We start from the raw sequence: 13234 nt of genomic DNA, 5'->3' as shown, positions 1-13234 counted from the left end.
GCTAACGACCGTATGTCGACGCCGCAAGAGGCCGTCGCCGACGATCTTCAGTATCGCGCGGAACGCCTCGACGCGTCGCGGGCGAGGATGAGGTACACCGCAGCCGTCCACGTATAGGCGCGGTCTCGCAGTCCCTCTCCGGTCTGGGCGTCGAAGTTCTCGGCGAAGCCGCCGTTCTCGCACAGCCGCAGGAAGCGCGAGCCGATCTCGTCGGCCAGGTCGTCACGACCGGCGCGGCGCAGCCCGTCCTCGATCAGCAGGGTCGACGGCGCCCAGATCGGACCGCGCCAGTAGCCGTCGCGCGCGTAGTGCGCACTGTCGGGGCGTTCGGTGGCCGGCCCCCAGGTGGTGACGAAGGGGCGGATGCCGTCGGCGAGGGCGTCTCGGACGGTGACGGAGAGGTGGTCGGCGGCCACGATGGCGAGCGAGGGCAACAGGCTCGAGCGCGTGGCATCCTCACCGTCGACGGCCCCGCGGGCCACGTACCCGTCACCGGTCCAGAGCTGTTGCAGCCCGTCGGAGATCGCCGCCATCTCGGCCCGCCAGGGCGCGGGGTCGTCGTGGAGTTCGTCGGCGAGGTCGGCCAGCACCTCGAGCTGCACGAGCAGGAAGCCGGCGAGGTCGGGCGACTCGATGACGCGATGGCGGTCGAAGGTGGTGGCGTTGTCCCACCCACTGTCATTCCCGTGCTGGTAGTGCGGCAGCGCGTGCCCCGGGATGCGACGGTGCTCGAGCCAGAAGCGGGTCCACCGGCCGAGCCTGTCGTAGGCGTCCCACAGCTGGGCGGGAGTGAGCTCGACACCCTCTTCCCGCAGTCGCCGCAACGCCCACCCGTGGATGGGGGGCTTGACGAAGTTGTACAGCCGTTCGGAGTGTGCGACCGAATCGGGAAGGGCGCCGGAGGGGTCTTGATGGTCGAACGGGACGAAGAACTGATCGAGGGCGAGATCGGGAAGACCGGATGCCAGGGCGAGGGCGTTGAAGCAGTGATCCCAGCTCCACACCTTGTCCATCCAGTGCTTCGACATCAGCACCGACTCCCGCGCGAAGAAGCCGGCGGGCGAGACGGTGGCGGACCACAGGACGTAGGCGGCGAGCAGCGAGGCATCGCGCACCGACGAGGGGGCGTCTGCCTCGCCGGCCCACGGCGCGACCGCGTCGGCGTAGGCGCCGAACTCCTCTGCGACGTCGTCGACGCAGGCGTCGAACGTGCTCGTGGGCGAGTACGGCGGGCGTGAGGTCTCGTACTCCTCGATCGCGATCTCCCACCCGGTGCCCTCACTCGTCACCGTGACCGCTCGGGTGGCGGCGGCCAGGGATTCCGAACCCTCGATGTCGAGCGCGCCCCGGAGGAGGGTCACGCGATAACGGCATCCCGTCTCGTACGAGGTGAACACCGCACTTCCGTCGCGCGGATCGCGGAAGAGGTACGTGCCGGTGAACGGGGTGAGCTCGGCAGCGGCCTCGGCGACGCGCATGGACGTGCCGGCGTCGCCCCGGACCCGCACGACGTCGGGGGACGCGAACACGGCGCAGACGGACCGGGAGCCGTCCGACCAGCGCAGGCGGGAGGCATCGGCGTCGACCCCCCACGCGGCTTGGGCATCCGGCCCGGCGGGCCGGAACGACAGGACCGCGTGCATGCCCGTGCGGTGCGACACGAGGTGGACATCTTCGACCGTCGTGTGCGCCGCGACGACGGGAGAGAGGTTGATCCAGGCGCCGCGCCTGCTGAAGGGGACATGCCGCACGTCAAAGGCGGGGATGGTGCTCGTCATGCAGGTCTCCACTTCGCTGTCGTATCCCGCGCGACGATCATGGCGACGTCGCCGGGCGGCTCCGAGGTCGTGCCGACGACACCGTGGAAGACCCTCAGGAGAACCGGTTCGATGAGCCTACTATCGGTTCCACCGGCAGCGCTTCCTGCGGGACGGACCGCTTTCGCACGTGGCTCGCCGCGCGGGCCGCCGGCGAGTGCGCCACCGGACGGGTCCGCTCCGTCGACGTCCCCTTCGGCGACGTCACGCATCCGCGACACGTATCTCTTGCGGCACCTACGCACGTGACCTATTGTCGAACCGGTTCGCAGGAGAACCGGTTCGACGGAGAGGGGTTCGCATGGCCACCATCCGTGATGTCGCGAAGGCGGCCGGTGTCTCGCGCAGCACCGTGTCCTACGCCCTGTCGGGGAAAAGGTCCATCTCCCCCGAGGTGCGCGAGCGGGTCGAGGCCGTCATCCGCTCCCTGAACTTCACGCCGAACGCCGGCGCGCGCGCCCTGGCCACGTCGCAGACGAACGTCATCGCGTTGTTCGCTCAGTTCCTCGCCGACGAGTTCGCCCCCGCCATGCTGCAGTACATCCTGGGCGTGACCGACCGGGCGCGCGAGCTGGGGTACGACACCCTGATGGTCACCGAGGAAGACGGCGTGAAGGCGCTCAAGCGCATCTCCGACTCGCGGATGGTCGATGGCTTCGTGCTTCTCAACGTGGCCGAACACGACGAGCGGCTGGAGCTGTTGCGTGGCGCCGTCCAACCGGGAGCGCTGATCGGCCTGCCGAGCGATCCGCACGGTCTCGACGTCTTCGACCTCGACTTCGCTGCTGCCGGCCGGCTCATGGTCGACCGTCTCTACGGTCTGGGCCACCGGGAGATGGTGCTCGTCTCGCAGCCGCAGCACGTCGTGGAACGCGGGGGCGCCTACGTCTGGCGTCTCGCGAACGCCGCACGCTCTCGCGCGCAGGAGCTCGGGGTTCGGCTGCACGCGTACTGCGGCGCATCCGCTCAACCCGAGATCGGCGCCGATCTGCACCGCATCCTCGACGCGCACCCGAACGCCACGGGTCTGCTGGTGAACAACGAAGCCGCCGCGGCCGCCCTGCCCAGTGTCCTTCATTCGCGTCATCTCCGAGCGCCCGACGACCTCTCCGTCATCGGCCGGTACTCCGACGATTTCGCCCGCACTTTCTCGCTCCCCTATTCCGCTGTCGAAAGCGCAGCCGCCGAACTGGGGCGCCGCGCGGTCGAACAGCTCGTCCGTCACATCGAGAACCACACGTCCGACCACGTCGTCGAACTGATCCCGCCCGTCATCACCGAGCGCGGATCCGTCGGCGCACCACCGCCCCCTCACGACGTCCGCTGACGCCGTCACCCCGACTGCACGACACCAGTCACCCCGTTCAAGGAGGAACACCATGATCGCCAGATCCCTGCGCGCGCCCATCGCGCTCGTCACCACCCTCGCCGCCGTCGGCGCTCTCGCCGGCTGCTCCAGCACCCCTTCCGGTGGCGACTCGAACGCCGAATCCGGCACCTACACCTGGTGGGACCCGTACCCGCAGCACGAGGAGGGTTCGGACTGGGCCAACCGCGTTCAAGCCTGCGGCGACGCCGCCGGCGTGACGATCCAGCGCACGGCGTACGACACCACCGCGCTCACCAACCAGGCGCTGCTGGCCGCGCAGGAGAACAATTCCCCCGACGTCATCCTGCTCGACAACCCGGCGGTGTCCACCCTCGCGGAGACGGGCATGGTCTCGACCGTCGATGAGCTGGGGCTCGATGTCTCGAGCATCGATGCGAACCTCCTCGCCGCGGGCGAACTCGACGGGCAGACCTACGGCATCCCCGTCGGCGCCAACACCCTCGCCCTCTACTACAACGCCGACCTCCTCGCCGCCGCGGGGGTCGACCCCGCGTCCATCACCGACTGGGCCTCGCTCGACGCCGCGCTCGCGAAGGTCTCCAGCACGGGCAAGCGAGGTATCACCTTCTCGGCCCTGAACACCGAAGAGGGGTCGTTCCAGTTCCTCCCCTGGTTCTGGGGCGCCGGCGCCGAGCTCTCGCAGCTCGACTCGCCGGAGGCCATCGAGGCCCTCACGCTGTGGAAGGGCTGGGTCGACGGCGGCTACGCACCCAACTCCGTCATCACCAACTCGCAGAACACGGTCTGGGAGGAATTCCTGACCGGCGAGTTCGCCTTCGCCGAGAACGGCACCTGGCAGGTCAACAGCGCGGCCGAGGCCCCCTTCCAGACCGGTGTCATCACCCTGCCCGCCAAGAACGGCGGCGCGGCAGCTGCGCCCAACGGCGGCGAGTTCATCATCGCTCCCGTCCAGCAGGACACCGCCCGCTACGACATCACCCGCCAGATCATCGAGTGCATGACGACGCCGGAAGGATTCGTCGAGACCGCGAACACGTTCGCGTACTACATCCCGCCGACCGCGGAAGGCCAGGAAGCCCTCCTCGAGGAGCACCCCGACCTCGAGACCTGGGTGTCGGCCGTGCAGGCCGCCAAGGGACGCACCAGCGACAACCTCGGAACGACGTACCCGCTGATCTCCGAGCAGCTGTGGACCGCCGTGCAGAGTGCCCTGTCGGGCGCGGCGACCCCCGAAGCCGCCCTCGAGGCCGCGCAGACCGCGGCGGCCGCGGAAACCGGAAAGTAACACTCCACCACCGAGCGCCCGGGGCGGGAGCCGTCGCTCCCGCCCCGGGCCCGAGGGGACACTCCATGACCATTTCGCTCAGCCGCCACACCGCCCCCACGACCGACACCGTCTCGGTCACCGTCCCTTCCCGGCGGAAGCGACCGCCGTCGGGCCTGCTCGGCTCGCGCTGGATCGCCGTCGGGTTCGCGGCTCCCCTCATCGTGTACCTCTTGATCTTCTACGCGTTCCCCCTGGTGCGCAGCGTCGATCTGAGCCTGCACGACTACACCGTGCGCGCATTCGTGCAGGGCAACGCCGCCTTCGTGGGTCTGCAGAACTACATCGACGTGATCGGCTCCCCGCTGTTCACCCAGGCGCTGGGGAACACCGCTGCCTTTGTCGCGATCTCCCTGCTCTTCCAATACGTGCTGGGCCTGGGACTCGCCGTGTTCTTCCGCGGCGCCTTCCCCCTCTCGGGCATCCTCCGCGGACTCTTCCTCGTCCCCTGGCTGCTCCCGCTCATCGTCTCGGCCTCCACCTGGTCGTGGATGCTGAACAGCGACAACGGGATCGTCAACTCGGTCATCACCGCGTTCGGCGGTCCGCAGATCAACTGGCTGACCTCGCCCGACACCGCCCTCACCTCGGTCATCATCGCCAACATCTGGCTCGGGATCCCCTTCAACCTGGTGATCCTCTACGCGGGTCTGCAGAACATCCCCGCCGATGTGTACGAGGCCGCGTCCCTCGACGGTGCCGGTTCGTGGCGTCAGTTCTGGAGCATCACCTTCCCGCTGTTGCGTCCGGTGTCGGCCATCACGCTGCTGCTCGGCCTCGTCTACACCCTGAAGGTCGTCGACATCATCTGGATCATGACCACCGGCGGGCCCGCCAACTCGTCCACCACCCTGGCGATCTGGTCCTACCGCGAGGCCTTCGGCACCGGCCAGCCCGACCTCTCCCCCGCCGCGGCCGTGGGCAACCTGCTCATCCTCATCGCGTTGGTCTTCGGCTTCTTCTACCTGCGCATCCAGCGCCGCGAGGTGACCTCATGAACTCCCGACGCCCGGCGTGGAAAGTCGCCCTCGGCATCCTCTTCACCGCCGTCATGCTGTTCCCCGTCTACTGGATGGTCAACGTCTCGCTGACCAAGACCCAGGACCTGCGCGACAGCCCGCCCCACGTCATCCCCCTCGACCCCACATTCGAGGGCTTCGACGCCGTCTTCCGCACGCAGCTCCCCAACCTGGCGACGAGCATGCTCATCGGATTCGGGTGCGTCGTGCTCACCGTCGTGATCGCCGCGCCGGCGGCCTACGCCATCGCGCTGCTGAACCTGCGCGGCGGCCGCACGCTGAACTTCGTCCTGCTCGTCGCGCAGATGATCCCGGGCGTGGTGATGGCGATGGGTTTCTACGCCATCTACGTGCGCGTCGGACTGCTCAACAGCGTCTGGGGTCTGATCCTCGCCGACTCCACCGTCGCGGTGCCCTTCGGAGTGCTGCTGTTCACGGCCTTCATGAGCGGCCTGCCGAGAGAACTGCTCCAGGCCGCACGCGTCGACGGCGCGAGTGCGTGGCGCACATTCACCGCGGTCGTGCTCCCCATGAGTCGCAACAGCGTGCTCACGGTCTCGCTCTTCGCGTTCCTCTGGGCGTGGTCGGACTTCGTCTTCGCCTCCACCCTCGCCCGCAACAGCCAGCTGCGCCCCATCACCCTCGGCATCTACAACTTCATCGGCAACAACACCACCCAATGGAACGCCATCATGGCCACCGCGGTCGTCGCCTCCATCCCCGCTGCGATCCTCCTCGTGATGGCACAGCGCTACGTCGCGGCCGGCGTCACCGCTGGAGCAGTGAAGGACTGACATGACCATCACCGGCCCCCGGGCGGATCGCACCGTCCACACGTCGCACCCTCGGGATGCCGCGGCACCGGTCGTCCCGCCACGATCGCGCCGTGCGGGAGTCGGCATCGACGAGGTGCACCTCGACCCGTCCGGGTTCTGGGGACACAGGCAGCACATCAATCGCCGCGCCACGTTGGAGCACTGCCTGTCGTGGATGGAGCGGCTGGGATGGGTGGAAAACTTCGACCGCGTCGCCCGCGGCGAGCGCACCACCGACCGCCCCGGCTGGCAGTTCTCCGACTCCGAGGTCTACAAGCTGCTCGAAGCGATGGCCTGGGAGCTCGGGCGTCTGCCCGACGACGACCTCCAGCAGACCTACGACGCCCTCGTGGAGCGCGTGAGTGCGGCACAGGATGCCGACGGCTACCTGAACACGGCTTTCGGGCACCCCGGCCTCCCCGCGCGGTACAGCGACATGGCCATGGGCCACGAGCTCTACAACATCGGGCACCTCCTGCAGGCCGCCGTCGCCCGGCTGCGCACGCACGGAACGGACGCGCTCGTCGAGACGGCGAAGAAGGCCGCCGACCACGTCTGGGCGGAGTTCGGCGAGTACGGGCGCCCGTCGATCTGCGGTCACCCCGAGATCGAGGTCGGGCTGATCGAGTTCGGGCGCGCCACGGGAGACGACCGGTACGTGCGGCAGGCCGCGCTCTTCCTCGAACGGCGAGGTCACGGCATCCTCCCCGTGCGTCCGCTGCTGTCGGCCGAGTACTTCCAAGACGATCTGCCCGTCAGATCGGCGACCGTCCTGCGCGGACACGCCGTGCGGGCGCTCTACCTCTCCGCCGCGGCCGTCGACGCCGCTGTCGACGACGACGATCCCGACTTCGTCGACGCGCTCGAAGCCCAGTGGGCGCGCACCGTCGAACGCCGCACCTATCTGACCGGCGGCATGGGATCGCGCCACCAGGACGAGGGGTTCGGCGACGATTTCGAGCTGCCCGCCGACAGGGCCTACTGCGAGACCTGCGCCGGGGTCGGATCCGTGATGTTCGCGTGGCGGCTCTATCTGGCGACCGGCGACGTGCGCTATCCCGATCTCATCGAACGCACCCTCTTCAACGTCATCGCGACCTCGCCGAGCGAAGACGGCCGGGCCTTCTTCTACGCCAACCCCCTGCACCAGCGCGAGCGCGGTGCGGAGCCCACCGACGGAGTGAACTCCCGGGCGGAAGGCGGCAGCCGTGCGCCGTGGTTCGACGTGTCGTGCTGCCCCACCAACGTGGCGCGGACATTCGCCAGTCTGGCCGGGTACTCCGCGGCCGACGACGACGGCGACGCGGTGCTCCTGCAATACATGGCGGGGCGCGTGACGGTCGCCGGATTCACGATGGACGTCGACACGCAGTACCCCGTCGACGGACGGATCCGCATCACCGTCGTGACGGCACCGACGAGCGGACGGCTGCGCCTGCGGGTACCGCCGTGGAGTGCCACGGCGTCCCTCGCGGTCTCGGGCAGGAGCACGCGGGAGGTGCGCCCCGGCTGGACGCACATCGACGACCTGGAGGCGGGGGATGTCGTCGAGCTCCACCTCGATGTCTCACCGCGCCTCACCTGGCCGGACCCCCGCATCGACGCCGTTCGGGCGAGCGTGGCGGTCGAACGGGGACCACTGGTGCTGTGCGTCGAGCAGACCGACCTGCCCCCGGGCATCGACCTGCACGACATCGCGATCGACACGACGTCTGCGCCGAGGATCCACGGGGACGGCGCCCAGATCGACGTCCGTGTGCGCATGACACGAGCCATCCCTCCCGGCCAGGTGCCGTACGGAGCCCCGAGCGCGACGATCGCCCGCAAGCGGATCCCCGTCTCGGTGATCCCCTACCACCGGTGGGCGCAGCGGTGGCCGACCACCATGCGCGTCTTCCTCCCCGTGGAGTGAACGCTGTGCCGCGGCCTCGATCTCAGGCGGTCCTGCGCAGAGAACCTGTCGCCTTTTCCACCTGTTACCGATAACATTCAGTTCTGGCTCTCGACCTCGTCGCCGACTCCCGGCGACGAGGGACGAGCCGCCGCTCACCCCACGTTCTGCAGTGCCGCAGAAAGGAACCATGATGCCCCTGTTCCGAAAGGCGGTCGCCATCGGCGCGACCGCGATGATCATCGCCAGTGGATCGGCGGTGATCACCCACACCGCAGCCGGCGCGGCCACCCTCGACTCCGCGAAGGTCCTCGACCTGCCCTTCGACGACACGCTCACCGATGCCGGCCCCCACAAGATCCCCACCTCGATGCTGCGCGGATCGGCCGCCTATGTCGACGGCATCCACGGGCGCGCCCTGAGCCTGCGCGGCGGCGACGCCGTCGGCCTCGGCACGAGCGCTCTGCTGCAGCCCGAGAACCTGACGCTGTCGTTCTGGTTCAAGCCCGACGGCGCCATGGGCACCGGTGAGCAGGTGTTCACCTGGAACAAGGGCGTCTACAACTCCGCCGGGTGGTACCTCACCGCGGAGAACGCGAACACCCCGCTGGCCCTGTCGATCGGCCCCGCCAGCGGGCAGCCCTACAAGGTCGCCGTCAACGGTTCTCGCGACGCCTTCTTCCCCGCGGGTCAGTGGACGCACGTCGCCGTCACCTACGACCAGGCCACCAAGGCGGTCACCTTCTACCGCAACGGCGAGCAGCAGGTCTCCTCCATCGTCGTCCCCACCGGTGGGGATGCCACGGGCGCGCTGACCTCCGAGAGCACGACCACGAAGTCGATCGGCTTCAACGGCCCGGGTTACGGCGGGTCGTTCGTCCGCGGCGCGCTCGACGACTACACGCTCTACAACGCCGTCGCCTCGGCATCCGATGTCGTCGCCCTCACGAAGACCAACAACCCCGCCTTCGACCCGGCCGAGGTGGCGCAGCGCGGTCTCGACCAGCTGTCGGTGCCCGGCAGCGCCTCGGCGAGCTTCGGCCTGACCACGGCCGCCTCCAACGGCACGGCCTTCACGTGGACCTCGTCGACTCCCGCCGTGATCGCCGTCAACGGCGGCCAGGCGACGGTGACGCGCCCGAAGGATGCGACGACCACCGTCACCCTCACCGCCACGGCGACCTATGCCGGAAGCACCCCGCGCACCAAGACCTTCCAGGTCGAGGTCGCGAAGGAGGGCGTGTCGACATCGATCTACGTCGACGACACCGACCTCAACGAGGTCCTCGTCACCGACCCCTACCTGCAGAACAGCAACGCCAAGATGGTGGACTGGCTGCTCACCCTCGACCCGAAGCGCTTCCTCTACTCGTTCGATCAGCTGGCCGGCATCCCCACCACCGCACAGCCCTACGGCGGGTGGGAGCGCACCACCGGTGCACGCTTCCAGGGACACTTCTTCGGCCACTTCGTGTCGGCGCTGTCGCAGGCGTACTCGACCGAGACCGACGAGGGTCGAAAGGCCCAGCTGCTGGCGAAGCTCACCACCGCGGTCGACGGCCTGGCCGCCGCGCAAGCCGCCTACGCGCAGAAGGACCCGTCCAACAGCGGGTACGTCGCACCCTTCCCGGTGTCGTACCTGCCGCACGGCGCCGATGGTCTCATCGTGCCGTTCTACAACCTGCACAAGGTGCTCGCCGGCCTCATCGACGCTTACCAGTACGCGCCGAAAGACGTCTCCGACAAGGCCCTGTCGGTCGCGAGCGGCTTCGGTTCGTGGCTGAACGTCTGGGGTTCGCGTCAGGCCAACCCCAGCGCGCTGCTCAGCACCGAGTACGGCGGCATGAACGAGGCGCTGTACGAGCTGTACAGCATCACCGAGAACGACCAGCACAAGAAGGCCGCCGAGCTCTTCGACGAGGTCTCGCTGTTCCAGCAGCTCGCTGCGAACCAGGACGTGCTGGCCGGAAAGCACGCCAACACCACGATCCCGAAGCTCGTGGGCGCCCTCAAGCGTTACACCGTCCTCACCGACAACCCGACGCTCTACGCCCGTCTGACGGATGCCGAGAAGTCGAACCTCGACATGTACCGTCGGGCGGCCGAGAATTTCTGGCAGATGGTGGTGAACGACCACTCGTACATCGGCGGCGGCAACAGCTACTCGGAGCACTTCCAGCAGCCCGGGACCCTGCACGAGTTCGCCACGAACGGCATCACCACCGGCTACGGCGAGCAGTCGACGGTCGAGGGGTGCAACGAGTACAACATGCTCAAGCTCACGCACGGCCTGTTCCGCGTGAGCCCCGACGTGAAGTACGCCGACTACTACGAGAACACCTACATCAACACCATCCTCGCGTCGCAGAACCCCGAGACGGGCATGATGACGTACTTCCAGCCGCAGACCGCCGGGTACGCCAAGGTGTTCGGTCGCAAAGAGGACGAGTTCTGGTGCGACCACGGCACGGCCACCGAGAGCTTCACCAAGCTCGGTGACTCGATCTACTTCCGCAAGGGTCAGTCGGTGTACGTGAACATGTTCCGCTCGACGGAGTTCTCGTCGAAGCCGCAGAACCTGAAGCTGACGCAGACGGCGGACATCCCGAACACCGACACGGCCACCTTCACCGTCGCCGCTCTCGATGGGGGGACGTTGGCGGAGGGCACCACCCTGCGCCTGCGCGTGCCGTCGTGGTCGCCGAACCCCACCCTCACGGTGAACGGCCAGACGCGTGACGTCGCCGCCGCCACCGACAAGGGCTACGTGGTGGTGCCGGTCTCGGCCGGCGACGAGATCGCGTACACGCTCCCCGCCAAGGTGCAGGTCGAGGCCGGCACCGAAGACCCCAACTGGGTCGCGTTCCGCTATGGACCGGTCGTGCTCTCGGCCGAGCTGAACCGCACCAACGTCGAGGCGACCTCGCCCGCCGGCATCCTGGTGCGCACCAGCGTGGCCGACAAGTCGGTCACCAACAGCGTCCGCGTGGCCGACGTCGAGGCCTTCAAGAAGGACATCGAGAAGAACCTCGTCCGTCAGGCCAACGGCGCCGACAACAACGGTCGCACCGTGATGAAGTTCACACTGCAGAACGTCGACGCCGCCTCCGCTGCGCTGACCTTCGAGCCGTACTACAGCATGTACAACGCCCGGTACGCGCTGTACATGAACCTCATCCAGCCCGACTCCGCGGCGGCGCAGGCGCTCATCAAGAGCGACAAGGAGAAGCTCCGCATCGACGAGATGACGACGGACGCCCTCACCTCGTTCGACAACAACAACAGCGAGGCGGGGAAGAACTACAAGTTCAACCGCTCCTCGGTGGGGACGTGGCTCGGACAGCAGTACCGCGACGGTGAGATGTCGACCGAGGCGTTCTTCCAGTACGACATGGCCGTCGACCAGTCGGCAGCGAAGAACTACCTCGGCGTGCGGTACTTCGGCGGTGACAACGGCCGCACGTTCGACGTCTACATCAACGACGTGAAGTTCAAGTCCGAGCGCGTCACCAACGCCAACGGGGCGAACTCGTTCTACGTGCAGTACGACGAGATCCCCGCCTCGGCGCTGGCCGACATCGCCGCGAAGGACCGCTACAAGCGCGACCAGGCCGGCAACTACGTGCTCGATGAGAAGGGGAACAAGATCCCCATCATCACCGTGCGCTTCCAGGGCAACGGCACCAGCTACGTCGGCGGTGTGTTCGGGGTCTACACGACCACGACCACCACCTACGCCACCGATGCCGACCTGAACGCGCTCACCTTCGACGGCGGCACCCTCAGCCCGAAGCTGGCTGACGGGACGTACGACTACACCGTGACGGTTCCTCGGGATGCCACGACGGCGACGTTCGACGCCGACCCGGCCACCCCCAGCGGCCTGGTCTACGTCGGCGACATCCTCATCGACGACACGCAGAAGCGCACGGTGTCCCTGTCGGCGGACGGGGCGCCCACGACGCTGACGCTGCGTTCGCTGGCGCAGGACCACACGACGGCCAAGACGTATCGCATCCAGATCGTGCGGGCCGCGGCTCCCCCGACGCTCACCACCGAGGTGTCGGCCACGTCGCGGTGCGTCGCGGGCCGCGTGACCCTCGCCGTCACGGCGAAGAACACCAGCGCGGTCACGGTGTCGATGGCCATCTCCACACCGCACGGCCAGAAGACCGTCGCGTCCGTCGCCCCGGGCAAGAGCACCGCGCAGGCCTTCACGGTGCGGCAGGCGCAGATGCCCGCCGGGGAGGTCTCGGTGACGGCGACCGGTCAGGTCGACGGCAAGACGGTCACCACGACGCAGAAGGCGGGGTACGACGCCCGCAGCTGCAGCTGAGACGCCCGTGGGCGGCTGACGCGAACGCGCGGCCGCCCACGGCATCCAATCCCGAACGCCCCGAGGCATCCCCGGATGTCTCGGGGTGTTCTTCGTGCGCCGCGGGCGGCGGTTCTCGGCGGCGAGGCGCGATCATCGAGTGCACCGGACCGGTGGCGGGCGTGGGAGCACGAGGGCCGGGATGAGCGGGGGACGGACGCTCGCCTCGAGGGCTCAGGGTTCGAGCGCGCGGGAGTTCGGGGGTCCGGGGCGCGACGCCCGACGGAGCAGGGCTCGCCGCCCGGCGCGAAGCATGGTCGGAGGCGCGACGCCCGACGGAACAGGGCTCGCCGCCCGGCGCGAAGCATGGTCGGAGGCGCGACGCCCGACGGAACAGGGCTCGTCGCCCTGCGCGAAGCATGGTCAGCGCGGCGGGGGTGCGGGCTGATCAGCAGCGGTCGGTCGCGACCCTTCGGCCGTGGCCGTACGACGTCATTCGATGACGAAAGCGCGACCGTTGATATACAGCAGGTCGGGCTCGCCCTCGGCGATCAGCGAGACGGCGCTGTTGTCGAGGTCGAGGTCGAGGTGCTGCCACGCAGCCACGCCCGCGGGGGCGACGGCCGAAGTGGCGAGCAGCCCATGGGCGAGGAGTGTGAGGATCTGGCGTCCGGCCATCGGGGGGTCCTTCCGGAGGGCTGA

Annotated in this window: 8 protein-coding genes; 6 read left to right on the top strand and 2 right to left on the bottom strand. The window is 68.5% G+C overall.

Annotation, left to right across the window (positions count from 1 at the left end):
* Nucleotides 1-47: 47 nt before the first annotated feature.
* On the bottom strand, nucleotides 48-1778 hold the full coding sequence (locus tag QE410_RS00070; RefSeq protein WP_307326473.1) for an amylo-alpha-1,6-glucosidase: 1731 nt from the start codon (nucleotides 1776-1778) through the stop codon (nucleotides 48-50).
* Between the two features lie 340 nt (nucleotides 1779-2118).
* On the opposite strand from QE410_RS00070, the gene QE410_RS00065 reads away from it, so the two are divergent.
* The 6 genes from QE410_RS00065 to QE410_RS00040 all read left to right on the top strand — a co-directional run bounded on the left by QE410_RS00065 (nucleotide 2119) and on the right by QE410_RS00040 (nucleotide 12553).
* Nucleotides 2119-3144, top strand: a complete 1026-nt coding sequence (locus tag QE410_RS00065; protein WP_307326470.1) for a LacI family DNA-binding transcriptional regulator — start codon at nucleotides 2119-2121, stop codon at nucleotides 3142-3144.
* A gap of 52 nt (nucleotides 3145-3196) precedes the next feature.
* Nucleotides 3197-4453, top strand: a complete 1257-nt coding sequence (locus tag QE410_RS00060; RefSeq protein ID WP_307326468.1) for an extracellular solute-binding protein — start codon at nucleotides 3197-3199, stop codon at nucleotides 4451-4453.
* Nucleotides 4454-4518: 65 nt separating this feature from the next.
* A complete protein-coding gene (locus tag QE410_RS00055) occupies nucleotides 4519-5490 on the top strand; it encodes a carbohydrate ABC transporter permease (protein WP_307326466.1) in 972 nt (323 codons plus the stop codon).
* A complete protein-coding gene (locus tag QE410_RS00050; protein ID WP_307326464.1) occupies nucleotides 5487-6305 on the top strand; it encodes a carbohydrate ABC transporter permease in 819 nt (272 codons plus the stop codon). The genes QE410_RS00055 and QE410_RS00050 overlap by 4 nt, the downstream gene beginning before the upstream one ends.
* 1 nt (nucleotide 6306) lies before the next feature.
* Complete coding sequence (locus QE410_RS00045) at nucleotides 6307-8238, top strand: glycoside hydrolase family 127 protein (RefSeq protein ID WP_307326462.1); 1932 nt, start codon at nucleotides 6307-6309, stop codon at nucleotides 8236-8238.
* Between the two features lie 172 nt (nucleotides 8239-8410).
* Nucleotides 8411-12553: a beta-L-arabinofuranosidase domain-containing protein gene (locus QE410_RS00040; RefSeq protein WP_307326460.1), complete on the top strand. Its 4143-nt coding sequence runs from the start codon at nucleotides 8411-8413 to the stop codon at nucleotides 12551-12553.
* Nucleotides 12554-13024: 471 nt separating this feature from the next.
* Here QE410_RS00040 and QE410_RS00035 read toward each other — a convergent pair whose 3' ends face one another.
* On the bottom strand, nucleotides 13025-13210 hold the full coding sequence (locus QE410_RS00035; protein ID WP_307326458.1) for a hypothetical protein: 186 nt from the start codon (nucleotides 13208-13210) through the stop codon (nucleotides 13025-13027).
* Between the last annotated feature and the right edge of the window lie 24 nt (nucleotides 13211-13234).

This window comes from Microbacterium sp. SORGH_AS_1204 (assembly GCF_030818935.1).
In the GTDB taxonomy this organism is placed as follows: Bacteria; Actinomycetota; Actinomycetes; order Actinomycetales; family Microbacteriaceae; genus Microbacterium.
Note: the sequence above shows the minus strand (reverse complement) of the source record. Positions and strands in the feature narration are given on the sequence as shown.